The organism is Sphingomonas sp. IC4-52 (assembly GCF_020707225.1).
Taxonomy (GTDB): Bacteria; Pseudomonadota; Alphaproteobacteria; order Sphingomonadales; family Sphingomonadaceae; genus Sphingomonas.
Genome location: NZ_JAJFEU010000004.1, coordinates 317,262 through 342,493, shown reverse-complemented (window position 1 = coordinate 342,493; position 25,232 = coordinate 317,262). Strand labels below are relative to the sequence as shown.

The window sequence follows — 25,232 nt, the reverse complement described above, 5'->3', positions numbered from 1 at the left end:
TCCTCAGCGGACGCGCGAGAGGCGCTCGTGCGCCCCGGCGTAGAGTTCACGAACTGCGGGCTTGGACAGCTTCCCCGTCGCGAGCCGCGGCAGCGGATCGGCGGAGAAGGCGACGTACCGCGGCACTTTGTAGTTGGAGAGGTTGGTGTCGCAGTAGCGGATCAGCGCCGCGACATCGACTTCGGCGGGGCCGTGATAGACGACAAAGGGCGTCTCGCCGAACTTGGGATCAGGCGCGGCGATCGCCAGCGCCTCGGTGATGCCGGGGAACTCGCACACCACACGTTCCACCTCGGCAGCGGAGATGTTGAGCCCGCCCGAGATGATGAGGTCCTTCAGCCGGTCGACGAAGGTGAGCAGGCCGTTCTCGTCCAGCGTGCCGATGTCGCCGGAATAGAGCCAGCCGTTGCGGATCGTCTTCGCCGTTTCCGCCGGGTTACGCCAATAGCCCTGCATCATGCCGGGCGAGCGCATCACGATCTCGCCGGGCTCACCCGGATCGCAGTCCGTACCGTCGGGGCGCACGACCCGCAGGTCCATGAAGATGTTGCCCCAGCCGCATTTCTCGGGCGAGTCCATGGCGAGATGCTCGGGCATCATCGTCGCGTTGCCGCCAACCTCGGTCTGGCCATAGATTTGGCGAATGGTGATGCCCTTGGCCTTGTAGGTCTCCAGCAACTGGCGGCTGACGCGCGCGCCGCCCGCCGTGGCGAGCTTGATCGACGACAGGTCGGCGTCGGCGAACTCGGGCAGGGCCGCGATGAACTCGAAAAAGGCCGGCACCGCGCCGAAGCAGGTGATCCGCTCTTGCTCAATCAGCCGAAGCGCATCCGCGGGAATGAACTGCGGCACCATGTAGATGGTGCAGCCCTGGGTCGTATAATGCATCAGCTGAACGAAGCCGGCCGAGGTGTTGAGCGGCGCAAGGCTGATGACCCGCGATCCAGGCGCCGAACTCGTCTCCTCCACTGCCCAGCTGGCGGCATAGGCCGTCATCGAGCGGTTCGTGAAGACGACGCCCTTCGGTTTGGCGGTGGAGCCCGAGGTCGCGATGATGACCACTGGCGCATCAGGCTGCGGATCGTGCGACGGGGTGATCGGCGCGCCGTGGCGCAATGCGTCGATTTCCGTCATCGCGCGGGGCGAAAGACCGGCATCCGCCATATTCCTGCTATAAGCCGGATCAGCGAATGAGATGGCTGGTTCGGTGGTTTCGACCAGTTCAGCGATTTCGCGCGGGGTGTAGCGGAAGTTGACCGGGTTCACGATCCCGCCGGCGCGGATCGTGCCCATGATCAGGGCGACATAGGCGAGGCTATTGGTGGCACAGATAGCAACGCGGTCACCCGGCTGGAGCCCGTCGGTGATCAGCATCGCAGCAACCCGGCCGGACCATTCGTGATAGTCGCGATACGTGAGCACATCGCCGTCGAGGACCACGGCCGGCTGATCGCCACGCATCCTGGCCCACCATGCGATGGCATTCGGCAACGTCTGCGGCATACGTCCCTCTCCGACGCCAGCTTGGCCGGCGTACGTTCTCCTTGTTGTTACTGAAGCTAAAAAGGCGTCAACCTAATAGCAATAGTTTTTTCTTTGTCGGGGACTTGTCGTCGTGCGTCCGATGACGTTACCTATTCACCGTAGGTTGAGCGGCACGCGATGCCGCCGACCCGGGAGAGGGCGCGCGAATGGGCTACGATTATGTGATCGTGGGGGCGGGAGCAGCAGGATGCGTGCTGGCCTATCGCCTGTCTGAAGATCCCCACGTCGCGGTGTGCCTGATCGAGGCTGGGCCGCGCGACACGCACCCTTTTATTGCCATGCCCAAAGGGCTCGCCAAGGTGATGGCCGATCCCAAGCACCTATGGGCTTATGCCAGTCAGCCCGACGCCTGCACCGGCGAACAATCCGAAATGTGGGTGCGCGGGCGCGTGCTGGGCGGATCTACCTCTACCAACGGCATGATGTACGTGCGCGGGCAGCCAGCCGATTTCGACGCGATCGCGGAAGTGTCGAGCGACGACTGGAGCTGGCAGCATATCGGCGCCGCCTATGCGGCGCTGGAAGGGCATGAGCTGGGCGCGGCGGAAACCCGTGGCGCCGCCGGCCCGCTCAAGGTGACCATGCCGACGCTACGCGACAAATTGTCGGAGGCGCAGATCGCCGCAGGCGAGGCGATGGGGTGGCCGCGCAAGGAAGATGTCAACGCGCCCGACAATGGTGACGGCATTGGCTTCACGCCGCGCACCATCTCCGGCGGCAAGCGGCAGAGCGCCGCAACCGCTTTCCTGCGCCCGGCGGAGAAGCGCGCCAATCTGACAGTGATGACCGACTGCACGGTCGATCGCGTTACCTTTAACGGCAAGAGGGCCACCGGAGTTGAGGTGGTGCGCGCTGGCAAGCGCGAGGCGCTGGCGGCGAAGGGTGAGGTGATCGTCTGCGGCGGCGCAATGGCGAGTCCCGGCGTGCTCGAGCGCTCGGGCATCGGCGACCGCGACCGACTGGCCGCGCTCGGCATTCCCTTGATCCACCACAATCCGGAAGTCGGCGAAGGGCTCATCGAACATCGCGGGCTGATTGTGCAGTGGAAGGTCAAACGCGACATTTCGCAGAACAAGCAGTTCCATGGCTGGCGGCTTCTGCGGTCCGCTGCGCGATATTACCTGACTCGCTCCGGTCCGATGGCAGCCGCTGCATATGAGATCGGTGGCTGGTTCCGCACGCGACCGGGGCTGAACCGGCCCGATGCGCAGATGCTGGTTGCGCCATTCTCGTTCGATTTCGCCAAGCAGCGGCAGGATGTCGAGCGCTTTCCCGGTATGCACGTTGTTGTCTATCCGCTGCGTCCGTCCTCGCGCGGCAGCATCCATATCACTACCCGTGATCCGGATGCGGCGGCGTCGTTCCGGCCGAATTACCGCGCCAACGAGGAAGACCGTGCCGCCATGATCGGCGCAATCCGGGTAGTGCGCGATTACGTCCGCCAACCGCCGCTCGGCGAGCTGGTCGGCGAGGAGACCATGCCTGGCGCGCAATACGAGACCGACGAGCAAATTCTGGAAGCATACGATCGCTATGGCACCTGCGGCTATCATGCGGTCGGCAGCTGCCGGATGGGGAGTGACGCGGCGTCGGTGGTGGACCCCCAACTGCGCGTGCGCGGGGTCGACGGGCTGCGCGTCATGGACACATCGATCATGCCCACAATCCCGGCTGGCAATACGCAGGGCCCCACCATGGCAATGGCATGGCGCGCTGCGGACCTGATCCTTCGCGATCGGGTCGCCCTGCAGGAATGATCAATATCTATTGACATTAGGTTTGTTACGGCCGAATTCTCGGCCGCGCGACAGAAGATCGCACCACGTGTTTCCAGAGAGGATGTTGAAGGATGAAGCGTTCCTTGCGGCTCGCCTTGGTGGCGCTGACCTCCACCACAGCCATTGTGCCCCTGACCGTGCAGGCGCAGACGGCACCGGATGGTGGCCCCACGACGGCGCAGGAGCCCGCGACCGGCGGGGTCGAGGCATCCGCGACCGGCGAAACCCGCCCCGCGAACACGACGCCTTCTGCAGCCGGCGATGGCGAGATCATCATCACCGCCCGGCGCCGTGACGAGCGTCTGCTCGACGCGCCGGTCGCGGTCACCGCAGTCGGCGGCGAGACGCTGACCCAATATCAGGCAACCCGCGTCAGCGATATCGCGACGCTGGTGCCCTCGCTGATTGCTGGCAAGGCAGCATCAGGCTCTTCCGCCAGCATCTTCCTGCGCGGCGTCGGCTCGACCGCGCTGAGCGCCGGCTTCGACCAGTCGGTGTCGTTCGTCATCGACGGCCTGCCGATGAGCCGCGGGCGCGAGATCAGCCTCCCGCAGTTCGACATCCAGCGCGTCGAGGTTCTGAAGGGCCCGCAGGCCTTGTTCTTCGGCAAGAACACCACCGGCGGCCTGATCAGCGTATCGAGCAACAACCCCACCAATACGTTCGAGGGCGGGATCAAGGGCGGGTACGGGTTCAATGCCGACGAACATTATGTCGAAGGGTATCTGTCCGGCCCGGTATCCGACACGCTGCGAGCGCGTGTCGCCGGCCGTTATTCCAAGGCGAAGGGTGCCTTCACCAACACGGCGGCGGATGAGTACACCAACTACATACCCGGCCAGTTCCGCACCCGCGATCGCGACCGGCGCGGCTTTTCGGAAGCCTATGGCGCTCGTGGCACGATCGAATGGGAGCCGAGCAGCGCATTCAACCTGCAGGTGAAGGGCGGCTTCACCAAGGTGAAGGATGGCGGCCCCACCGACATCGTGGAACGGTTGTGCGGGGGCGGACGCACCACCCCGCTTGCGGCGAACGGGATACCGCCCAGCCCCAATGCGGATTGCCGCATCAACGGGCGATCGGACCAGTCCGCCATCCCCATTCAGGTGGCTGAGGCCAATTATCGCTATGCCCGCGACGGCAACATGTACGGCGATTTCGCGTCGCAATACGGCATCGTGACCGCCAACGTGACGAGCGATCCGTTCGATGTCACGTCCATCACCGGCTATTATCACTTCCGCCAATATGATCTGAACAACGTGTCGGGCGAAGCTTATCCGGCCGGGTTCAGCCAGCTCGCCGATTTTGATCAGTTTTCGCAGGAATTACGGTTCCAGTCCAAGTTCGACGGGCCGTTTAACATTCTGTTCGGCGGCTTTTATGCGCATGGCGATTTCGTCTTCAACACCGACGCCTATATCGCGCCGCTGCCGTTCGACCCAGGCACGGGCACGTACGTCAGCTTCAAGCGCGACAATGGCTTCAAGACTGACTCCATGTCGGTGTTCGCCGAAGGAACGCTCAATCTGTCGGAGCAGTTCGAACTGTCGGCCGGGGCGCGCTATAGCCTGGAAGCACGCGACAGCTACCAGCGCTCACTGCCGGCGAACGCAGCCTTTGCTGCGGCCTTCCCCGGTGGGATCGTCGTGACCGACCGCTACCGGGACGACAACATTTCGCCGCAGGCGACGATCCGGTTCAAGCCGGATACCGACACCACGCTGTACGCCTCGTACAAGCAGGGCTTCAAGGCGGGCGGCTTCAACATCTCGCAGGCGCTGACGCCGGCCCCGACCGCCGTGTTACAGGATCAGGGCCGTTTCGGCGCGGAGACGGCAGAGGGTGGCGAGATCGGCTATCGCACGCTGGCCTTCGGTCGCCGGCTGACCTTCAGCCTGACGGCGTATCGCTATGAATATAAGGATCTGCAGGTCCAGTTCTTTGACCCAACCACCGTGTCGCTCACCGCGGGCAATGCCGGCAAGCTGCGCACGCAGGGCGTGGAAGCAGACTTCAACTTCCGCGTGCCGGGGATCGACGGCTTCAGCCTGCGTGGTGCGGCAGCTTATAACGACGTCAAGTACCAGGACTATATCGGCCAATGCTATCCTGGGCAGACAATCGCGCTGGGCTGCAATCTCCAGCCCGCCGGCGGTGTCTTCAACGCGCAGGATTATGACGGTCGCACGCCTCCGAAGGCGCCCAAGTTCGCCGGACGCGCCGGCTTCACGTTCGAAGTGCCGGTGACCGACTCGGGATGGTCGGTGCGTGCCTCCAGTGATGTGAGCTATACGTCGAAGTATAATTTTACCGATGCGCTCCGCCCCGATGCCATTCAGAAGGGATATGCGAAGCTCGACGCGGCACTGGCGCTCAACGGTCCGGACGAACGCTGGACGCTGTCGGTGATCGGCCGCAACCTCACCAACAAGCTGGTGGTCACGGCCGCGAACGACATTCCGTTCACGGGCGGAACCGGCGGCGGGACGGCCGGCCCAGGCGTCACCGCCGACATGTCTGCCTTTGTCGACAATCCGCGCGAAGTGTTCGTGGAACTGGCGTTCAAGTTCTGATCTGTTTCCTCCCGGGAAAGCTCACAGGGGCGGTGGGTTCACCGCCCCTTTTTCTTGTCACCTGCTGCCGTACCGCGCGCGGAGGCCGGCAAGCAGCACCTGCAATCCTTCCTTGAAGATCTCCTCGTCCGAGGGTGCGAGTTCAAGCGCCTCGGCAAGGCGGGGGAAATGGGCCGGATCCACCTCGGGCATGGCCGGGATGTGATGCGTTTCCGCCGCTGCCGCGAATAGCGACGAACCATAAGTGAACTTCTCGATCACTTCGTGCACGATCATGTGCGTGGCGAGCGGATACGGGCAATCGCGCAAACCGGCCTCGTAGGCGGGGAGCATCAATCGCCGCGGGAAGAAGCGCAACGACAGCGGGGCGGCATTGGGATGGCGCAGGGCAACGCGGCGCGTGGCACAGCTCAGTTCCACCATCCGCGTCTCCCAATCGGTCGACCATTCCTCCTGCTCGTGGCCGACTTCCGAAAGCAAACTGCGCGCGACCTCCGCGAGAAGTTCCTCCTTGTCACGGAAGTGGTGGTAGAGCGATGGCGCACTGACCCCCAGCTCCTTGGCCACAGCCTGCAGGCTCAGGGCGTCCAGACCCTTCGCATCGATGAGCCGTAACGCCGCCGCAGCCGCTGCCTCACGCGTGATCAGCGGAGACGACGGGCGCCCTGCACGCGGCACGCGACGCTTGCCGTCAACGGTCGTCTTCGTCCTCTTCGCGACTGCCGGTGTCATGATGTTCATGCCACTAAGCTAACCGGCTTACTGCTTGACGGCCAGAGCTTGCGCTGCGTAGCGTTAACCTAACAAGCATAGGTTTAACATTCGTGCGAGGGGAGGATGAATGAGCAGCTACGACGTGGTGATCGTCGGCGCCGGCCATGGCGGGGCGCAGGCCGCCATCGCGCTGCGCCAGGCAAAGTTCGACGGGACGATCGCGGTGATCGGTGCGGAACCGGAACTGCCCTATGAGCGCCCGCCCTTGTCCAAGGAATATCTCGCCGGCGACAAGACGTTCGACCGCATCCTGATCCGTCCGGCGGCCTTCTGGCAGGAACGCGGCGTGGAGATGCTGCTCGGCCGCGAGGTCACCGCCGTCGATCCCGCCGCGCATACCGTCACCACCGCCGATGGCCGGGCGATCGGCTACCGCCACCTCGTCTGGGCGACCGGCGGCAGCCCGCGCCGCCTCGCCTGCGCCGGCCATGATCTCGCCGGCGTCCACACCGTGCGCACCCGCGCCGACGCCGATCGCATGATGGCCGAGCTTCCCGGCGTGACCGACGCGGTCGTCATCGGTGGCGGCTATATCGGGCTGGAGGCCGCCGCCGTCCTCGCCAAGTTCGGCAAGAAGGTGGTGCTGCTCGAGGCGCTCGATCGCGTCCTCGCGCGGGTTGCCGGCCCCGACCTCTCGCGCTTCTACGAGGCGGAGCATCGCGCGCATGGCGTCGACGTGCGGCTCGGCGCTGTGGTCGACTGCATCGTCGGCGAGGACGGTCGCGCCACTGGCGTGCGCCTTTCCGACGGCAGCGTCATCCCCGCGCAACTCGTCATCGTCGGCATCGGCATCATCCCCGCGGTCGAGCCGCTGCTTGCCGCGGGCGCGGTCGGCGGCAATGGCGTCGCGGTCGATGCGCAATGCCGCACCAGCCTGCCCGACGTCTTCGCGATCGGCGATTGCGCGCTCCACGCCAACGGCTTTGCCGACGGCACGGAAATCCGGCTCGAATCGGTACAGAACGCCAATGACCAGGCCAATGTCGTGGCGAAGACGATCGCAGGGCAGGACGCCGCCTATCACGCGGTGCCGTGGTTCTGGTCCAACCAATATGATCTGAAGCTGCAGACCGTCGGCCTCTCGATCGGCCATGACGCCACCGTCCTGCGCGGTGACCCGGCCACCCGCAGCTTCTCGATCATCTACCTCAAGGCCGGCCGCGTCATCGCGCTCGATTGCGTCAATGCGGTCAAGGATTACGTCCAGGGCCGCAAACTGGTCGAAACCGCCGCCACCCCCGATCCCGCGCGGCTCGCCGATGCCGGCACGCCGTTGAAGGAACTCACCGCCTGACCGCCGCCAACGAAAAAGGGGGCGCCGGCTCATCCGCCAGCGCCCCCTTTCGGGTTCGTTCGGGTCAGCCGATCAGATGTGGATCGGCTTGCCCTGCACCGCCATCGCGGCTTCCTTGATCGCTTCCGAATGCGTCGGGTGCGCGTGGCAGGTGTAGGCGATGTCCTCGCTGGTCGCGCCGAACTCCATCGCCTGCGCCGCCTGCGCGATCATCGTGCCCGCAACGCTCGCGATGCACCACACGCCCAGCACGCGATCGCTCTTGGCGTCGGCGATCACCTTCACGAAGCCGTCGGGCTCGTGATTGGTCTTTGCGCGGCTGTTCGCCATCATCGGGAACTTGCCGACCTTGATCTCGCCCTTCTCCTTCGCGGCTTCCTCGGTCAGCCCGACGCCGGCGATCTCCGGCCAGGTGTAGACGACCGACGGGATCACGTCGTGGTTCACGATGCCGTGCTGGCCGGCGATATTCTCCGCAACCGCAATGCCCTCGTCCTCGGCCTTGTGCGCCAGCATCGGGCCCGGAATGACGTCACCGATCGCCCAGACACCCGAAACCGAGGTGCGGAAATCGTGATCGGTCTCGATCTGGCCGCGGTTGTTCGGAGTGAGGCCGATCTTCTCCAGCCCCAGGCCGTCGGTGTTCGGCTTGCGGCCGATCGACACCAGCACGCAATCCGCCTCGATCGTCGATGCCTCGCCGCCAGCGGCCGGCTCGACCGTCAGCGTCGCCTTGTCGCCGTTCACAGCAACATTGGTCACCTTGGTGCCCAGCTTGAACTCGATCCCCTGCTTCTTGAAGATCTTGTTGGCTTCCTTGCGCACGTCGCCGTCGAAGCCCGGCAGGATCTGGTCGAGGAATTCGACGCACGTCACCTTGGCGCCCAGGCGCCGCCAGACCGAACCGAGCTCCAGCCCGATCACGCCGCCACCGATGACGACCATGTGCTCGGGCACCTTGGGCAGCTCGAGCGCGCCGGTCGAATCGACCACCACCTTCTGATCGATCGTCACGCCCGGCAGCGGGGTGACCGACGAGCCGGTCGCGATGACGATGTTCTTCGCCGTGACCTTCTGCCCGGCGACGGTGACACTGTGCGCGTCCTCGAAGCTGGCGCGGCCCTTCAGCCACGTCACCTTGTTCTTCTTGAACAGATATTCGATGCCGCCGGTCAGGCTCTTCACCGACTCGCGGCGCTGGCCGTGCATCGCGTCGAGGTCCAGCTCCGGCGTCACCTTCACGCCCATCTTCGCCATCGCGCCATTCGCGGCCGCGTCGAAATACTCGCTCGCATGCAGCATCGCCTTGGACGGGATGCAGCCCACGTTGAGGCAGGTGCCGCCCAGCGTCTCCCGGCTTTCGGCGCAGGCGGTCTTCAGGCCCAACTGCGCCGCGCGGATCGCTGCGACGTAGCCACCCGGACCGGCACCGATCACGAGAACGTCATAATCGAATTCGTCAGCCATCGGGTGCACTCGCCTCTGGATTAGGGAAACCGGCTGCGACATAGACCCTCATGACGGGGGTGCAACCCCGCGAGGACATAGGAGAGGCCGGATGGACCTGAAGTGGAGCCCTGAGGAGCAGGCGTTCGAGGCCGAGGTGCGCGATTTTCTCGCCACCGCGCTTACCCCCGACCTGCAGCGCGCCGGCCGCCTCTCCACCAGCGTCTATGCCGATCACGAAGCCAGCATGAAATGGCAGGAGATCCTCGTTGCCAAGGGCTGGGCCGCGCCGCACTGGGCGCCCGAGCACGGCGGCACCGACTGGACGGTGGCGCAACACTACATCTGGAACCGCGAGCGGATCGCCGCTGGCGCCCCGGGCCTCTCGCCGATGGGCATTTCGATGGTGGCCTATGTCATCATGAAATACGGCTCGCCCGAGCAGCAGCGCTTCTTCCTCCCCCGCATCCTGTCGGGCGAGATCTTCTTCTGCCAGGGCTATTCGGAGCCCAATTCGGGCAGCGACCTTGCCTCCCTGCAGACCAGCGCGGTCGAGGATGGCGACGACCTCATCGTCAACGGCCAGAAGGTGTGGACCACGCATGCCAACGAGGCGAACTGGATTTTCGCGCTGGTGCGCACCTCAAAGGAAGGCCGGCCGCAGCAGGGCATCACCTTCCTCCTCATCGACATGACGACGCCCGGCGTGGAAGTCCGCCCCTTCACCATGACGTCGGGCGAGCAGGTGCAGAACGCCGTATTCTTCACCGACGTCCGCGTCCCCAAGGCGAACGTGATGGGGGAGATCGACCGCGGGTGGAGCGTCGCGAAATACCTCCTCGAGTTCGAACGTGGCGGCAACGCTTATGCGCCGGCATTGAAGGCGCGGGCGGACGCGATTGCGCGCCATGCTGCGGAGACGACCGGCAGCGACGGCGCGCCGCTGATCGACGATCCGGTGTTCGCTACGAAGCTTGCCCGAGCCCGCGTGCGCGCCGACGTGCTCGAGATCATGGAGCTTCGCTTGCTCTCCGCTGCCAATGATGACGGCAGCGTTGGCGCGCTCTCTTCGATGATGAAGATCATGGGCACCGAACTTGCCGGCACGCTCACCGAACTGGCGATGGAGGCGGCCGGAGATCGCGGCCTCGTTTATCAACCACATGCCACTATGCCCGGCGGCGCCGTGCCGGGCCACACACCGCCGGAGGACGGTTATGTCAGCGGGGACGAGTGGCACGCCTTGGCGCCGCTGCGCTACATGAACGAGCGGGCCGGCCCGATCTACGCCGGCTCGAACGAGATCCAGCGCAACATCATCGCGAAGCAGGTGCTCGGCCTCTAACGCGGCCCTACCGCACCGACACAGAAAGGGGCTCCGACCACAGCCGGAGCCCCCTTTCTTATCCTTGCGGCAAGGATCAGAAGTGCCCGATGACACCCACCATCGGCCGCACGGTTTCGAAGTCGCCGGTGGTGGCGATCTCCGCACGGATGCGTACGCCTTCCTTCTTCACCAGCCCGTCCAGGCCGATCGCCGACGGGCCAAATTCGCCGCCGATGCCGTAGGAAACACGGCCGAAGTCGCGGCTGTCGTTGCCGTACCGGTCGAAGTTGACCCAGCGATAGCCAGCCTTGACGTAGATGAGGCCGGTCTCACCAGCCCGCGCGCCAACCCGGCCATGCACGCCATATTCCCAGTCGATGTCGCCAGTGAAACCCTTGGCGGCATTACCCTCGACACCGATGAAGAAGCTGTTGAGCGGCACGTTTACGCCCACCACGCCTTCGACCAGGCCGCCCTTCAGGCGGTTGCCCGGCTGCGACACGGGGATGCCGCCGCCCGGCGCGCTTTCGAACCCTTCATAGCCGCCGAGGACGCCGACATAGGGATCAATCCCGAACGCGCGCGAACCGTCGGTTGTGGTCTCCTGCGCCGCGGCGACCGAGGGGATCACGAAAGCGGCAGCTACAGCCGCCGAAAGCAACTTCTTCATAACAATACCTTTTACCAGGCCGCTGGTCTGATGCGCGGTCCGCACGTTCAAACCCGCGGTGCTCAGGCCGGTTGCCAAGGCGGCCAGGTAAAGTCTTCGTGTTGCCCTGCAGCAACACTCGTCAGAAGCTGAAAGAACCTCGATTAGAACAGCCGCCCGCCGTCTGGTACGCTCAAGGTCGGCGCTGCCAAGACGACCTTTCCGTCCGCGTCCGGGAAGCCCAGCGTGAGCACCTCGCTCATAACCGGGCCGATCTGGCGGGGCGGGAAGTTCACCACCGCCATCACCTGCTTGCCTACCAGATCGGCCGAATCATGATTCTCGGTGATCTGCGCGGAAGACTTCTTGCGTCCGATCACGGGACCGAAATCGATCACCAGCTTCAACGCCGGCTTGCGCGCCTCCGGAAACGGCTCTGCCAACACGATCGTGCCCACTCGAATGTCGACCTTCAGGAAGTCGTCGAAGCTGATCGTCTCGGCCGCAGGCGCTGCCGCATCATGGTTGGCGTGCATCAAAAATCCGGATTCTCGTAATAGTTCGGCGGTTCGATCCCGCTCATCCGCTCCGCTAGCAACGGGCGGAAGCTGCGGCGGCTCTTGAACGCCGAATACCAGGCTTTCGCATGGGTATGCCCGGACCAGTCGATTCCACCCAGATAGTCTGCGACCGAAATATGAGCCGCTGCCGCAAGATCGGCGAGACTGATCGTTGCGCCGCCCATCCATTTTCGGTGATCGAGCAGGTAATCGATATAGTCCAGGTGGCCGATGGCGGACTTCATGGCCTCGCGCAGCCGCGCCGCGTTCGGCGACTGGCGCAACACGAGCCGCTTCACCATCCGCTCCTCAATCAGCGGTTGGCTGACGTCGCGATAGAATTGCGAATCGAACCAGGCGACCAGCCGCCGGATTTCGGCCCGATTGGCCGCCGATCCGTTGATCATCGCCGCGCGGTCCACCGTCTCCTCAAAATATTCGCAGATCGCCATCGAATCGATCAGCACGGTGCCGCGCTCGCCATCCACCATCACCGGGGTCTGGCCGGCCGGGTTCATGTCGAGAAATTCGTCGCGGCGCGTCCACGGGATCTCCCGCACCAGCTCATAGCCGACGTCCTTCTCGCCCAGAAGGATGCGGACCTTGCGAGTGAAGGGGCACAAGGGAAATTGGTAGAGCTGCCACATACCCCCTCGTTAAGCCGGGCGGACGATACGGGAAAGCCGCTTTGGCGATCTCAGCGCACCGCATGGCGCAAGGCAACGGGACAGGTTATGCGATTGAAGAAGCGGGCGCACATGATCCGCAGGCAAGGAGAGGCCGATGACCTTTGAACAGATCCGTTACACGATCGACGGTCCGATCGCGACGATCATGCTCGCCCGTCCTGACAAGCTGAACGCTTATACCGCCGTCATGGGTGCCGAACTTGCGGAGGCCGTGCGCAAGGCGGGTGCCGAGGAAAAGGTGCGCGCCATCATCCTGACCGGCGAAGGACGCGGATTCTGCGCCGGTGCGGACATTTCGGGCGGGGCCGACAGCTTTGGCAGCGGCGGCCCCAATTTCGCTGCGGAAGGCAAGCCTCGTCAGGACGGCGGCGGTTTCGTTGGCGCCCTCTTCGACAGTCCCAAGCCGGTGATCGCCGCCATCAACGGCGCTGCGGTCGGGGTGGGTGCCACGCTCACCTTGCCCTGCGACATCCGCATCGCGGCGGACACGGCACGCTTCGGCTTCGTTTTCGCCCGCCGCGGCCTGGTACCCGAAGCCGGGAGCGCCTGGTTCCTGCCGCAGATCGTCGGACTTCCCCAGGCATTGCGCTGGTGCCTTTCGGGCAAGCTGTTCGATGCGGCGGAGGCCCTTAGGGGCAGCCTGGTCAGCGACGTGGTACCGGCCGATAAGTTGCTCGAGCGCGCGCAGGAAATCGCGCTGGAGATCGCGGAGAATACTGCTCCCGTGTCGGTCGCGCTTACCCGGCAGATGCTGTGGCGCTTCGCTGGCGAGGCCTCGCCCGCTGGCGCGCTCAAGGTGGACGGCGGCTTCGCCATGGCGCTGGGTGCCGGGCCAGACGTGCGAGAAGGAGTGGCTGCGTTCCTGGAAAAGCGTGCGCCGGCATTTCCCGGCCGCATTCCCCACGACATGCCGCCGGGCTATCCCTGGTGGGGCCGTTGATCGCGGCTCGCCGCTCAGCGGACGCGCACGGGTCATCGGGCATTCGCGGGCCCTCGACCTGACGGGCTTTGCTCTCTAACGTCCGGCGGAGGTGGATGGTGCCACCTTCGCAACAAGGGTCTTTTCTGCCGCTCGATCGCTTCCCGCTCGCCGTCCGTCCGTTATTGGCTTGGGCAGCGACCTTCGCGGCCGTCGCTGTTGCCTTCTGGATCCGTTACGCGGCGGACAGCACGCTTCCGCCAGGATTTCCGTTCGTCAGCTTCTTTCCCGCGGTGATCCTGATCTCCGTGCTGTTCGGCGCACGCTACGGCGCGGCGGCTGCGATGCTGGGCGGCGTGCTCGCTTGGTATTTCTTCATTCCGCCCAAGAGGGCGTTCAACCTAGATGTGGGATCGCTGGCGGCCATGGGATTCTACGCCCTGATCGTCGCCACAGAGGTCCTGATCATTCACTGGCTGCAGCGCGCCAACGGCCATCTGGCAGAGGAGCGCGAACGAAGCACTGCACTTGCGCGGACTCGCGCCCTGCTGTTCGACGAGTTGCAGCATCGTGTGTCGAACAATCTTCAGGCGGTTGCCGGCTTGCTCGCACTTCAGCGGCGGCGCCTTGCCGATCCCCAGGCCGCCGAGGCTCTGGCAGAAGCCTCGCAGCGGGTTGCGTTGATCGGCCGCATCAGCCGCCGCCTGTACGATGCCGATGAGAACGGCAAAGGACTCGCCGCCTTTCTAACGGCATTGCTAGACGAAGTGGTGGAGGCAAACGGCCGCAGCGACATCGCCCGCCGGGTTGATTGCCCGCCCGATCTGCGCCTTTCCACCGAACAGGCACTGCCCGTCGCGCTCGTCGTCGCGGAGTCGATCGCCAATGCCATTGAACATGGTCTCGGCGAACATTGCGCGCCCGCTATTGCGATCGAAGTGGTTACGGCCGGTCGACAGCTCAGCATCACCGTCGTCGACAATGGCGGAAAGCTGCCCTCTGCCTTTTCCGCGGAGGCGACGAACAGCCTCGGCCTTTCCATTGCCACCATGCTCGCCCGGCAAACGGGAGGGCGCTACGTGATTACCGGCGGGCCTGAGACCCGCGCCTGCCTCATGATGCCACAGGCATCCAGCGGGCAGGACGTTCGCCCTCAGACCGAAGACGAACGTCAGCGCCGCTCCGCTTAGTTGCGGAAGCTGGGATCGATCCGGTCGAGCTTGCGCAGCAGTGCCGGCCAGGCGAGCTTTTCGGCCAGCTTGCCCATGCCCGCCGGCGCGCTTTGCCCGGCGACCTTCTCCTCCACGCCCTGCGGCGGATTGTTGAGGTTCTCGCGCCCCGCCGACAGCATCAGCACTTGCGCCTCGCAGGCGCGCTCGAGGAAGTAGAGCCGCAGGAAGCAGGACGCGACACTGTCGCCCACCGCCAGCGTGCCGTGATTGCGCAGGATCATCGCGTGCTTGTCGCCAATGTCCGCCACCAGCCGCTCGCGCTCGTCGAGGTCGGTCGCGATGCCCTCATAGTCGTGATAGGCGACATTGTGCTGCGCGATCATCGCCGTCTGGGTGTGCGGCAGCAGGCCGAACTCCATCGCCGAGACTGCCTGGCCGTGCGGGGTGTGGAGGTGCATCACCGCGGCGGCATCCTCGCGCGCCATGTGGATCGCCGAGTGGATGGTGAAGCCCGCCGGGTTCACCGGATGATCGGTATGGCCGACCGGATTGCCCTCGACGTCGATCTTGACCAGGCTCGAGGCGGTGATCTCCTCGAACATCATGTCATAGGGGTTGATCAGGAAGTGATGCTCGGGCCCCGGCACGCGCGCCGACAGGTGCGTGAAGATCAGATCGTCCCAGCCGTACAGCGCGACGAGGCGGTACGCCGCAGCAAGATCAACCCGCGCCTCCCATTCACCGGGGGCATATTGGGCGGTGTTGTCGACCGGTGCCAGCGTGGCCATGGCGTGCTCTCCTGATTGCGATTTGCGCGGGATCATAACGGCGCGCCGGGACAGGGGCAATCGAACCCGGATCGGGGCGCGATCCCGGCGATAGCGCGACCGTTCGCGAACGATTGCAAAAAACGAATGTTGAGGAAGTTGAGGCGATAGCGCGTTTTCTTCCAACACCCTCAACATTGGCGGCGATCGGCAACAGGGCAGGCGTTAGGCGCATCATCATCGCCGCTTAGAACATGATCCGTTCCATGTAGGACAGACGCCGGCGGATCACTCCGGCGTCATCACCACCTTCAGCGCCTCGCGCCGGTCGAGGATGGCGTACGCCTCGGCGCCCTGCGACAGCGGCAGCCGGTGCGAGATGTAGCGTTCCGGCTTCAGCTGCCCCTTCTGCACCATCGGGATCAGTTCCTGCCACCAGTGCGGCACGGAGCAGGTGCCGGTGCGGAACGTCAGCCCGCTGGCGAAGGCGCGCTCCATCGGGAAGGGGAAGCGCCGCGTCTGGTTGACGCCAAGGCAGGAGACGGTGCCCCATTTGCCGACCAGCCGAAGCGACAGGTCGATCGTCGCGTCGGCGCCCACCGCCTCGACGACGCTGCTGCACATCCGGCCCTTGGTGTCTTCGCGGATGAACGGCACCGCCTCCGCCGGATCGACGCCGACCGCGCCCAGCCCTTCCGCAATCGCGCGGCGCTCGGGGACGAGATCGATGGCATAGACCCGCCCCGCCCCCATCGCGAAACAGCCCTCCACCGCCATCAGCCCGATCGGGCCGAGCCCCACCACCGCGACGCTCCCGCCCGGCTTGATGTCGGCATTGCGCACCGCCATCCAGCTCGTCGGCAACGCATCGGTAAGCATCAGCGCCTGCTCGTCGGTGATCCCTTCCGGGATGCGCCGCGCGTTGACGTCGCCCGCCGGCACCCGCACCGCTTCCGCCTGGCTCCCCTGCAGCGCGGCGGACAGCCCGTAGCAGCCCGAGCCATTGTTCTCGCATTCATGCACCCGGCCCATCAGGCAGCCGGGGCAGGCGCCGCAGCCGACCGCGGCAGAGATCATCACCCGGTCGCCCGTCTTCAGGTTGCGCACTGCCCGGCCGGTCTCGACCACTTCGCCCACCGCCTCATGCCCGACGCAAAAGCCCTTGTCCTCGGAGAAGCCATGGCCGTGGTAGATATGAAGGTCACTACCGCAGATCGCGCAATGCTTCACGCGGACCAGCACGTCGCGGTCGTCCTGCAACGCTGCATCCTCGGTCGACCCGTACTGGATGTCGCGCGCGCCGAAATACCGCAAAGCCTTCATGATCCGCTCCCGTCTTCTTTGCGCCGAACGGAGCCGATCGCTCTTCGCGCGTCAACCTCTGGACGCGCGCGCCCTGTCTCTCCATCTTTCTGAAAGACCCACCCTTGTGTTGCATAACGGCAACACCATCTGATGCTCGAAGGAAACAGGGACACCCATGAACCTCGAGAAATTTACCGACCGCGCCAAAGGCTTCCTCCAGTCGGCGCAGACCGTCGCGATCCGCATGAGCCATCAGCAGATCGGCCCCGAGCATCTGTTGAAGGCGCTACTGGAAGACGAGCAGGGCATGGCCGCCGGCCTCATCCAGTCCGCCGGTGGCGATGCCCGCCGCGCGGTGACGGAGACCGATGCCGCGCTCGCCCGCATCCCCGCGGTCAGCGGTTCCGGCGCGCAGTCGACGCCGGGGCTCAACAATGACGCCGTCCGCGTGCTCGACCAGGCCGAGCAGATCGCCCAGAAGGCCGGCGACAGCTACGTCACCGTCGAACGCCTGCTGGTCGCGCTCGCGCTGTCGCTCAACACCCCTGCGGGCAAGGCGCTGCAGGCCGCGGGCGTGCGCGCCGACGCGCTCAACAGCGCGATCAACGACCTGCGCGGCGGCCGCACCGCCGACACCGCGACCGCCGAGGATCGCTATGACGCGCTGAAGAAGTTCGCCCGCGACCTCACCGAAGCGGCGCGTGACGGCAAGCTCGATCCGGTCATCGGCCGCGACGAGGAAATCCGCCGCACCATCCAGGTGCTCGCCCGCCGCACCAAGAACAACCCCGTCCTCATCGGCGAACCCGGCGTGGGCAAGACCGCCATCGCGGAAGGGCTGGCCCTTCGCATCGCCAATGGCGACGTGCCCGATACGCTCAAGAACAAGACGCTGATGGCGCTCGACATGGGCGCGCTGATCGCGGGCGCGAAATATCGCGGTGAGTTCGAGGAGCGGCTGAAGGGCGTGATCGACGAGGTGAAGGCCGCCGAAGGCGACATCATCCTCTTCATCGACGAAATGCACCAGCTGATCGGCGCGGGAAAATCGGAAGGCGCAATGGACGCGGGCAACCTGCTCAAGCCCGCACTCGCGCGCGGCGAGCTGCACTGCGTCGGCGCCACCACGCTCGATGAATATCGCAAGTACGTCGAGAAGGACCCGGCGCTTCAGCGGCGCTTCCAGCCCGTGTTCGTCGGCGAGCCGACGGTCGAGGACACGATCTCGATCCTGCGCGGGCTGAAGGAGAAGTATGAGCTTCACCACGGCGTGCGCATCACCGACGGCGCGCTCGTTTCCGCCGCGACGCTGTCGAACCGCTACATCACCGATCGATTCCTGCCCGACAAGGCGATCGACCTGATGGACGAGGCTGCAAGCCGCATCCGCATGGAGGTGGAATCGAAGCCCGAGGAGATCGAGACGCTCGACCGCCGCATCCTGCGCCTCAAGATCGAGCGCGAGGGGCTGCGCCGTGAGACCGATGAGGCTTCACAGGATCGGCTCGACAAGATCGAGGACGAACTCGCCAACCTCGAGCAGCAGTCCGCCGAGCTGACGCAGCGCTGGCAGTCCGAGAAGGACAAGCTGGCGGGCGAGGCGAAGCTGAAGGAACAGCTCGACGCCGCCCGGCTGGAGCTGGAGCAGGCGCAGCGCCAGGGCGATCTCGCCAAGGCAGGCGAGCTTTCCTACGGCCGCATCCCCGCGCTCGAAAAGCAGCTCGCCGAGGCGGAAGGCGCCGCGGCGAACGCGATGCTGCGCGAGGAAGTGACGTCGGAGGATATCGCCGGCGTCGTCGCCCGCTGGACCGGCATTCCGGTCGAGCGGATGATGGAGGGCGAGCGCGACAAGCTGCTCAAGATGGAGGAAGTGATCGGCAAGCGCGTGATCGGCCAGTCCGATGCCGTGCGCGCCGTCTCCACCGCCGTCCGCCGCGCGCGTGCGGGGCTACAGGATCCGAACCGTCCGCTGGGCTCGTTCCTGTTCCTCGGCCCGACGGGCGTCGGCAAGACCGAGCTGACCAAGGCGCTCGCCGAATTCCTGTTCGACGATCCCAACGCGATGGTGCGCATCGACATGAGCGAGTTCATGGAGAAGCACGCGGTCGCCCGGCTGATCGGCGCCCCGCCGGGCTATGTCGGCTATGAGGAAGGCGGCGTGCTGACCGAGGCGGTGCGGCGCCGGCCCTATCAGGTCGTGCTGTTCGACGAGGTGGAGAAGGCGCATGGCGACGTGTTCAACGTCCTCCTCCAGGTGCTCGACGATGGCCGCTTGACCGATGGCCAGGGCCGCACGGTCGACTTCTCGAACACGCTCATCATTCTGACGTCGAACCTCGGCAGCCAGTATCTCGCCAATCTCGGCGAGGGTGACGATGTCGAGACGGTCGAGCCGCAGGTGATGGAGATCGTGCGCGCGCACTTCCGCCCGGAATTCCTCAACCGGCTGGACGAGATCATCCTGTTCCACCGTCTGGGTCAGGCGCACATGGGGCCGATCGTCGACATCCAGGTGGCGCGCGTCGGCAAGCTGCTCGCCGATCGTAAGGTGACGCTCGACCTCACCGATGCGGCGCGCGCGTGGCTCGGCCGCGTCGGCTACGATCCAATCTACGGCGCCCGCCCGCTCAAGCGCGCAGTGCAGCGCTACCTGCAGGATCCGCTCGCCGATCTCATCCTGCGCGGCGAAGTGAAGGACGGCAGCACGATCAAGGTCGACGAAGGCGACGGGAAGCTCGCCCTGTCGGTCGCCTAGGCATCGTCAGGGGGAGGGAGCAGATGCGCCCTCCCCCTGACGGTTCATCCCGCCCTCAATGATCGTGGCCGTGCCCATGCCCGTGATCATGGTCGTGCGCGCCGGGCGCCGCGTGCAGCGCCTCCAGCACCTCGTCCATCCGCGCCGGATCGCCGATCGCCAGCACCTGCCCAGTGCTCGCCTGAGTCAGCGGGTCCCCGTTCCAGTCGCACATTCGTCCGCCCGCGCCTTCGACGATCGGCGCCAGTGCGGCGAAATCGTACAGCGCCAGCCCGGCCTCGCACACGATGTCGAGATGCCCGCTCGCCAGCAGCCCGTAATTGTAGCAGTCTCCGCCATAGACCGGCCCCTGCCGCGCGTGCCCGCCTGAAACCGCTGCGACCAGCGCCATGAAATAGGGCACTTCATCGTCGTTGAAGGCGTGCGGGCTGGTCGTCGCCAGGATCGCGCCCACCACCTCGCGGCAGGCGCGCGTGCGCACCGGCGATCCGTTGAACAGCGTCGGCCGCCCCGCCGCGCCGATCCACCGTTCACGCTGGATCGGCTGGTCGATCACGCCCATCATCGGCCAGCCATCCTCCACCAGCGCGACCAGCGTGCCGAAAATCGCCCGCCCCACGGTGAAGCTGCGCGTGCCGTCGATCGGATCGAGCACCCAGGTGCGTCCGGTCACGCCCTCCTTGATGCCATATTCCTCGCCATGCACCGCGTCGCCCGGTGCCTCGGCGTCGAGGATCCGGCGCATCGCCGCCTCCGCCGCGCGATCGGCCAGCGTGACCGGCGAATGATCGGCCTTTGTCTCGATGCCGAGTTCGCCGCGGAAATAGGGGCGGATCGCCTCCCCCGCGGCATCGGCGAGGCGGCTGGCGAGGTCGAGGTCGGCTTGGCGGATCGGCATTCCGCATGCCCTATCGCCCCGGAACGCGCAGCGCTAGAATGCAGGCTTCATTCGGGAGAGCCCCATGCGCCACATCCTTGCCGCTGCCGCCGCCATCGTCTCGTTCGCCGTTGCGACTCCGGTCGGCGCCGTTCTCCCCGTCGGGGCAAAGGCACCCGATTTCACCACCCGCGGGGCGGTGGCCGGCAAGGTGGTGAACGTCAATCTCGCCCGCCAGCTGAAGAAGGGCCCGGTCGTGCTTTACTTCTTCCCGGCGGCATTCACTGCCGGCTGCAACGCGGAAGCACGCGCCTTTGCGGAAAACATCCCGGCCTTTCGCGCTGCCGGCGCGACGGTGATCGGCATGTCCGCGGACACGGTTGAGGATCTGACGAAATTCTCCGCCGCCGAATGCGCGGGCAAGTTCCCAGTGGCGAGCGCGGGGCCTCGTGTCGTTGCCGGCTATGATGTCGCGCTCGGCCGGCAAATCAAGGGACGCGATGCGACCCGCCGGACCAGCTATGTCATCGATCGCGGCGGACGGATTGCTTATGTTCATGACGATCTGTCAGCCGATCGTCACGTCGCCCTGACCCTGGAAGCAGTCCGGCGCCTTCCCCGTAGCTGATTTTAGGTCAGCAACAGCAACGCAATTTTAGCTTCTCCGGCACAAAGTGAGGGATCGGAACGTGCGGCGCCGGTTGATACCGGGGCGAGGCGGGGCGCGAGATAGATGGTTGAGTTCCCCAGGCAGAAAGATGCCGAGCTGTACGAAGCGGTTGGCCAGTTCCTGGCCGACCACAAGCTGAGTATCGAGCCGGCCAATTACGCCTTCGCCTATCGGGTGTTGGTTGATCCCGCCGGCCCGCTGGCCCGTTCCGTTGCCGATCTGACGGATGGCGGTGTTCGACTGACGGCGCAGGACATTGCGCAGCTTGGCGGCCCAGCCCCGACCAACGCGGCGCCCGCCGGGAATGGCGACGCCGCTTCCTCGCGCCCCTCCTCCGAACTGATCGTCCAGGCGGACGCGATGATCGCGCGCGCGGAAATGCAGGTCGCCGACTTCTCGCAGGCCGTCCGCTCCATTCACGCGGAAACAAGCGGGTTCGGCCGCGATCTCGCCGCCAGTGCGGCCGCCATGCGCCAGGCTGATCCGGTCACCGGCACCGATGAAGTATTTCGACTGACGGCAACGATGATCGACCGCGCCAATGTCGCCGAACGCCGCATGGCGGCCGCCGAGCAGGAAGCGGAAGCGCTGCGCAGCGCGCTGGATGAAGCGCGGGGCACGGCGCGGCTCGATCCGCTGACCGAACTGGCCAATCGTCGCGCCTTTGACGAAGCCTATGATGCGGTGCCGCCCGGCACCCCCATTGCGCTGGCGCTGTGCGATATCGATCACTTCAAACGCGTGAACGACGATTTCGGACACGCGGTCGGTGATCGCGTGCTGCGCGCGGTTGGCCTGACCATCGCCAGCGAAAGTGCTGGCGCGGTGGTCGCCCGCTATGGCGGTGAAGAATTCGCCATATTGTTCATCGGCGTGGACCTCGATGCGGCCGTCGCCCTCGTCGATCGCGCCCGCAGCGCGGTCGCGGCCCGCCGCTTCCGCTCGCGCAAGACGGACGCACCGATCGGGGTGATCACGATATCGGGCGGCGTCGCCGCTGGCATGAGCGATGAACCGCGCGAGGTGCTTTATGCGCGCGCTGACGCCGCCTTGTACCGCGCCAAGGCAGCGGGCCGGAATCGCGCATTTTCCGCCGCATGATGGCGTGATCTACCAACCGGATTTGGCGCATCCCGCCGCCTGAGGCGACAGACACAGCTAAGTCATTCAAATTCCTTGAGCGCGCAAAACTGGCACGCCGCCTGCAATGCATTGGGCATCGGCGGCGGATCACCCGGCGCCACCAACAAGGAGATCGACAATGGCTTACCGTCTGAACCAGCTTCACCTGCATGTTGCCAGCTTCGTTGGCGCGATCGCTTTCGCCGCACTGATGGTCGGCGCGGCCGTTCCCGTTGTTCCGGTCGCCTGAACGGACGCTTCTTCACTTTCAGCCAGGGTGACAGCATCATGATCCGCTCTGCCTTCGCCGCTCTGGGCGCCGTCGTGGGCGCCTGCGCACTACTTGCCTATGTGGATGTCGCGGCCACTGTTGTTTGAGCGTGCCCGACCAGGGCTTCCTCACCACGGGAGTAGGTGCCGATCAGCAGTCCGGCAGCCAGCACATGCCCGGCCATGGCCCGTACGAGGGCCGAACGGCCGGGCGACTGGCCGGGATCTTCGACCCCTTCGTCCAGCGCGAACAGCTGGAACACATAACGATGTTCTCCATGGCCCGTCGGCGGGTCCGGCGGGAGCCAGCCTTCGCCAAGAAACGAATTGCGCCCGACATCTCCGGTGTCAGACATCCCGGCGCCGTCTGCGACGATCGCCCCTTCGGGTAATCGCCCGGTATCCGGTGCCATACCCCAGACGATCGCATGGACCAGCGGCTGCGGCGCAGGCGCATCTGCATCCTCGACCAGCAGGGCAAGCGACGCGGTGCCCGCGGGCAGCGCACCCCAGACCAGCGGCGGCGACACGCCCTCCCCATCAGCAGTGAAGCGCGGCGGCAGGCGTGCGTCCTGCGCAAAGGCCGGGCTGGACAGATCAATCGCCGCGAAACGTCCGCCGAGTTCAGGTTGAACGATCGCGAGCTTGCTGGCGCCGGCACGCACATTGCCAAGGCTGCGCCCCAACCAGGCGGGAATATGTTCAAGCATGGCCACTCCTTCAGCCGGATCAACGCACCAGTCGCATCTGCGATGCGCACCATGCGTTCAGCGGTCATGGCCGACCCGTTCGATCTCGCCCGCTTCCTGGAAGCGCAGGAGCCCACCTACCCCGCCGCTCTGGCGGAGCTGCGCCGCGGCCGGAAGACGACCCACTGGATGTGGTTTGTCTTTCCGCAGCTGCGCGATCTCGGCCGAAGCACTACCGCCCGCCATTTCGGCATTCGATCGATCGCGGAAGCACGCGCCTATCTCGAGCACCCGCTGCTCGGCGCTCGGCTGATCGAGGCCTGTGAGGCGCTGCTCGGCGCCGAGGGTGAGGCAGAAGCGATCCTCGGCAGCGTCGACGCGATGAAGCTGCGCTCGTCGATGACCCTGTTCGCCGCGGCGGCTGACGATCCGTCCGCCTTCGAGCGCGTTCTTTCCCGCTTTTTCAACGGCGAACGCGATCCGCTCACGATCGATTTGCTTGGCTGATCCACCCCGGCTTGTTGCGCTGGCGCCGACAATCAGACGTGCTACTCCCTGCGCAACACGGGGGGAGCCAAGTTAGTGACACGTCGACTTGCCGCAGCCGTTTGCGCCATGAGCTTGCTGGCAGGATGCGGAGGTGACGGCGGCGGCAGCAGCAGCGGCACGCCGATAGCCAATTCCCCCTCGCCCACGTCGACGCCCACCAGCGTTGCCGGCTGTTCGCTTCAGGATCGAAAGGCATGGGCCGCAGCCGAGCTGCGCGAATGGTATCTGTTCCCGGACACGCTGCCCACCAGCCTCGACCCGGCGCCCTTCGCCAGCGTCGATGACTATATCGATGCCATGACGGCGACGGCGCGCGCCCAGAACAAGGACCGCTATTTCACCTACCTGACGTCGATTGCCGAGGAGAATGCCTATTACGACTCGGGATCGAGCGCGGGTTACGGCTTCCGGCTCGGCATCAATGCAAGCGTCGGACGAATGTTCGTGATCGAGGCGTTCGAAGGCACCCCCGCGCTCGAAGCCGGCCTTGACCGCGGCACCGAGATTGTCGCGATCGGGCAACCCGGCGGTACGTTGCGGACCGTCAGCGCGCTTTTCGCGGACGGCGGGGCGCAGGCGGTCAGCAATGCGCTGGGTGGCTCGACCGCCGGTGTCGCGCGTGTCCTGCGGGTGCGCGCGCTCAGCGGCAGCGAACGCGAGGTGACACTGACGCCGCGCGACTTTGAACTCAGCCCGGTATCGTCCCGCTACGGCATCAAGATTCTGGAGGATGGTGGCCGCCGCGTCGGCTATATTAATCTGCGCACGTTCATCTCGACCGCAGATCAGCCGCTGCGCGACGGCTTTGGTCAGTTGCGCGCCGCGGGGATCACCGAACTGATTGTCGACCTGCGCTACAATGGCGGCGGGCTGCTTTCCACCGCGCGGCTGATGAACAACCTGCTGGGCGGCAATCGCCAGACCAGCGACGTGCTTGGCTACACCACGTTCCGGCGCGAAAAATCGTCCGAGAACAGCACGGACTATTTCCTGCCGCAGCCGCAATCGGTGTCGCCGACCAAGATCGCCTTTATCGGCACGCAAGGAACCGCGTCGGCAAGCGAAGTGGTGATCAACGCAATGATCCCGTACCTGCGCGGCAATGTCGCGCTGATCGGCACCAATACCTATGGAAAGCCGGTTGGGCAGACGGCGCGCGACAAGCCGGCATGTGACGATCGCCTTCGAGTGGTGGCGCTCACCACCCAGAACGCCGATCGCCAGGGGGATTACTACAACGGCCTCGCGCCGTTCATGCCGGCGACCTGCGAGGCGGTGGACGACCTGTCGTACCAGCTGGGCGACCCGCGCGAGGCGTCCGTGCAGCAGGCGCTGGCGTTCCTGAATGGCCGCAGCTGCACCCGGATTGGCGGCGCCGCGGCCACGGCTTCGGCGGCAAGGGTGCGGAATGTCGCGGTGAAGCAGGCGCTGCTCACCCCGATGCGCCCGAGCACGATCCAGCGGGAAACGCCGGGCGCATTCTGATTTTGCCGCCCTGC

At 65.6% G+C, this 25,232-nt stretch carries 21 protein-coding genes; 11 read left to right on the top strand and 10 right to left on the bottom strand.

Annotated elements, in window-relative coordinates; translation table 11 throughout:
* Positions 1 to 3: 3 nt before the first annotated feature.
* On the bottom strand, positions 4 to 1,503 hold the full coding sequence (locus tag LK535_RS12425) for a class I adenylate-forming enzyme family protein (protein WP_227772217.1): 1,500 nt from the start codon (positions 1,501 to 1,503) through the stop codon (positions 4 to 6).
* Between the two features lie 188 nt (positions 1,504 to 1,691).
* Between LK535_RS12425 and LK535_RS12420 the strand changes: the two genes are divergently transcribed.
* Complete coding sequence (locus LK535_RS12420; protein ID WP_227772216.1) at positions 1,692 to 3,302, top strand: GMC family oxidoreductase; 1,611 nt, start codon at positions 1,692 to 1,694, stop codon at positions 3,300 to 3,302.
* A 92-nt stretch (positions 3,303 to 3,394) separates the two neighbouring features.
* Positions 3,395 to 5,899, top strand: coding sequence for a TonB-dependent receptor (locus tag LK535_RS12415; protein ID WP_227772215.1), 2,505 nt, complete (start codon positions 3,395 to 3,397; stop codon positions 5,897 to 5,899).
* A 57-nt stretch (positions 5,900 to 5,956) separates the two neighbouring features.
* Here LK535_RS12415 and LK535_RS12410 read toward each other — a convergent pair whose 3' ends face one another.
* Positions 5,957 to 6,640, bottom strand: coding sequence for a TetR/AcrR family transcriptional regulator (locus LK535_RS12410; protein WP_227772214.1), 684 nt, complete (start codon positions 6,638 to 6,640; stop codon positions 5,957 to 5,959).
* Positions 6,641 to 6,740: 100 nt separating this feature from the next.
* On the opposite strand from LK535_RS12410, the gene LK535_RS12405 reads away from it, so the two are divergent.
* A complete protein-coding gene (locus LK535_RS12405; protein ID WP_227772213.1) occupies positions 6,741 to 7,967 on the top strand; it encodes an NAD(P)/FAD-dependent oxidoreductase in 1,227 nt (408 codons plus the stop codon).
* A gap of 72 nt (positions 7,968 to 8,039) precedes the next feature.
* Here LK535_RS12405 and lpdA read toward each other — a convergent pair whose 3' ends face one another.
* Positions 8,040 to 9,434, bottom strand: a complete 1,395-nt coding sequence (gene lpdA / locus LK535_RS12400; protein WP_227772212.1) for a dihydrolipoyl dehydrogenase — start codon at positions 9,432 to 9,434, stop codon at positions 8,040 to 8,042.
* 91 nt (positions 9,435 to 9,525) lie between these two features.
* Between lpdA and LK535_RS12395 the strand changes: the two genes are divergently transcribed.
* A complete protein-coding gene (locus tag LK535_RS12395) occupies positions 9,526 to 10,758 on the top strand; it encodes an acyl-CoA dehydrogenase family protein (protein ID WP_227772211.1) in 1,233 nt (410 codons plus the stop codon).
* A gap of 76 nt (positions 10,759 to 10,834) precedes the next feature.
* Here LK535_RS12395 and LK535_RS12390 read toward each other — a convergent pair whose 3' ends face one another.
* The 3 genes from LK535_RS12390 to LK535_RS12380 form a co-directional block, all read right to left on the bottom strand.
* Complete coding sequence (locus LK535_RS12390; protein ID WP_227772210.1) at positions 10,835 to 11,410, bottom strand: opacity protein; 576 nt, start codon at positions 11,408 to 11,410, stop codon at positions 10,835 to 10,837.
* A gap of 143 nt (positions 11,411 to 11,553) precedes the next feature.
* Positions 11,554 to 11,925 (bottom strand): tRNA-binding protein, encoded by a 372-nt coding sequence (locus LK535_RS12385; RefSeq protein ID WP_227772209.1) that lies wholly within the window; start codon positions 11,923 to 11,925, stop codon positions 11,554 to 11,556.
* Complete coding sequence (locus LK535_RS12380) at positions 11,925 to 12,596, bottom strand: glutathione S-transferase family protein (RefSeq protein ID WP_227772208.1); 672 nt, start codon at positions 12,594 to 12,596, stop codon at positions 11,925 to 11,927. Before LK535_RS12380 ends, LK535_RS12385 begins: the two co-directional genes overlap by 1 nt.
* A gap of 136 nt (positions 12,597 to 12,732) precedes the next feature.
* Here LK535_RS12380 and LK535_RS12375 point away from each other — a divergent pair, with 136 nt between their 5' ends.
* Together LK535_RS12375 and LK535_RS12370 are read left to right on the top strand one after the other, a co-directional pair.
* Positions 12,733 to 13,578 (top strand): enoyl-CoA hydratase-related protein, encoded by an 846-nt coding sequence (locus LK535_RS12375; RefSeq protein ID WP_227772207.1) that lies wholly within the window; start codon positions 12,733 to 12,735, stop codon positions 13,576 to 13,578.
* Positions 13,579 to 13,673: 95 nt separating this feature from the next.
* Positions 13,674 to 14,747: a sensor histidine kinase gene (locus tag LK535_RS12370; protein WP_227772206.1), complete on the top strand. Its 1,074-nt coding sequence runs from the start codon at positions 13,674 to 13,676 to the stop codon at positions 14,745 to 14,747.
* Here LK535_RS12370 and LK535_RS12365 read toward each other — a convergent pair.
* Positions 14,744 to 15,517: a class II aldolase/adducin family protein gene (locus tag LK535_RS12365; RefSeq protein ID WP_227772205.1), complete on the bottom strand. Its 774-nt coding sequence runs from the start codon at positions 15,515 to 15,517 to the stop codon at positions 14,744 to 14,746. The genes LK535_RS12370 and LK535_RS12365 overlap by 4 nt on opposite strands.
* A 267-nt stretch (positions 15,518 to 15,784) precedes the next feature.
* Positions 15,785 to 16,819 carry an alcohol dehydrogenase family protein gene (locus tag LK535_RS12360; RefSeq protein ID WP_227772204.1) on the bottom strand — a complete coding sequence of 345 codons (1,035 nt, stop codon included), beginning with the start codon at positions 16,817 to 16,819 and terminating at the stop codon, positions 15,785 to 15,787.
* Between the two features lie 157 nt (positions 16,820 to 16,976).
* Between LK535_RS12360 and clpB the strand changes: the two genes are divergently transcribed.
* A complete protein-coding gene (clpB, locus tag LK535_RS12355) occupies positions 16,977 to 19,556 on the top strand; it encodes an ATP-dependent chaperone ClpB (RefSeq protein ID WP_227772203.1) in 2,580 nt (859 codons plus the stop codon).
* A 55-nt stretch (positions 19,557 to 19,611) separates the two neighbouring features.
* Here clpB and LK535_RS12350 read toward each other — a convergent pair whose 3' ends face one another.
* Positions 19,612 to 20,454, bottom strand: a complete 843-nt coding sequence (locus LK535_RS12350; RefSeq protein WP_227772202.1) for an inositol monophosphatase family protein — start codon at positions 20,452 to 20,454, stop codon at positions 19,612 to 19,614.
* Positions 20,455 to 20,518: 64 nt separating this feature from the next.
* Here LK535_RS12350 and LK535_RS12345 point away from each other — a divergent pair, with 64 nt between their 5' ends.
* Both LK535_RS12345 and LK535_RS12340 read left to right on the top strand, forming a co-directional pair.
* Positions 20,519 to 21,061 (top strand): peroxiredoxin, encoded by a 543-nt coding sequence (locus tag LK535_RS12345; RefSeq protein WP_227772201.1) that lies wholly within the window; start codon positions 20,519 to 20,521, stop codon positions 21,059 to 21,061.
* A gap of 105 nt (positions 21,062 to 21,166) precedes the next feature.
* Entirely contained in the window at positions 21,167 to 22,204 is a 1,038-nt protein-coding gene (locus tag LK535_RS12340; protein ID WP_227772200.1) for a sensor domain-containing diguanylate cyclase, read from the top strand.
* Between the two features lie 368 nt (positions 22,205 to 22,572).
* Here LK535_RS12340 and LK535_RS12335 read toward each other — a convergent pair whose 3' ends face one another.
* On the bottom strand, positions 22,573 to 23,205 hold the full coding sequence (locus LK535_RS12335; RefSeq protein ID WP_227772199.1) for a YbhB/YbcL family Raf kinase inhibitor-like protein: 633 nt from the start codon (positions 23,203 to 23,205) through the stop codon (positions 22,573 to 22,575).
* On the opposite strand from LK535_RS12335, the gene LK535_RS12330 reads away from it, so the two are divergent.
* Both LK535_RS12330 and LK535_RS12325 read left to right on the top strand, forming a co-directional pair.
* On the top strand, positions 23,194 to 23,691 hold the full coding sequence (locus LK535_RS12330) for a DUF1810 domain-containing protein (RefSeq protein WP_321576562.1): 498 nt from the start codon (positions 23,194 to 23,196) through the stop codon (positions 23,689 to 23,691). The genes LK535_RS12335 and LK535_RS12330 overlap by 12 nt on opposite strands.
* A gap of 108 nt (positions 23,692 to 23,799) precedes the next feature.
* A complete protein-coding gene (locus tag LK535_RS12325) occupies positions 23,800 to 25,218 on the top strand; it encodes a S41 family peptidase (protein WP_227772198.1) in 1,419 nt (472 codons plus the stop codon).
* Positions 25,219 to 25,232 lie beyond the last annotated feature (14 nt).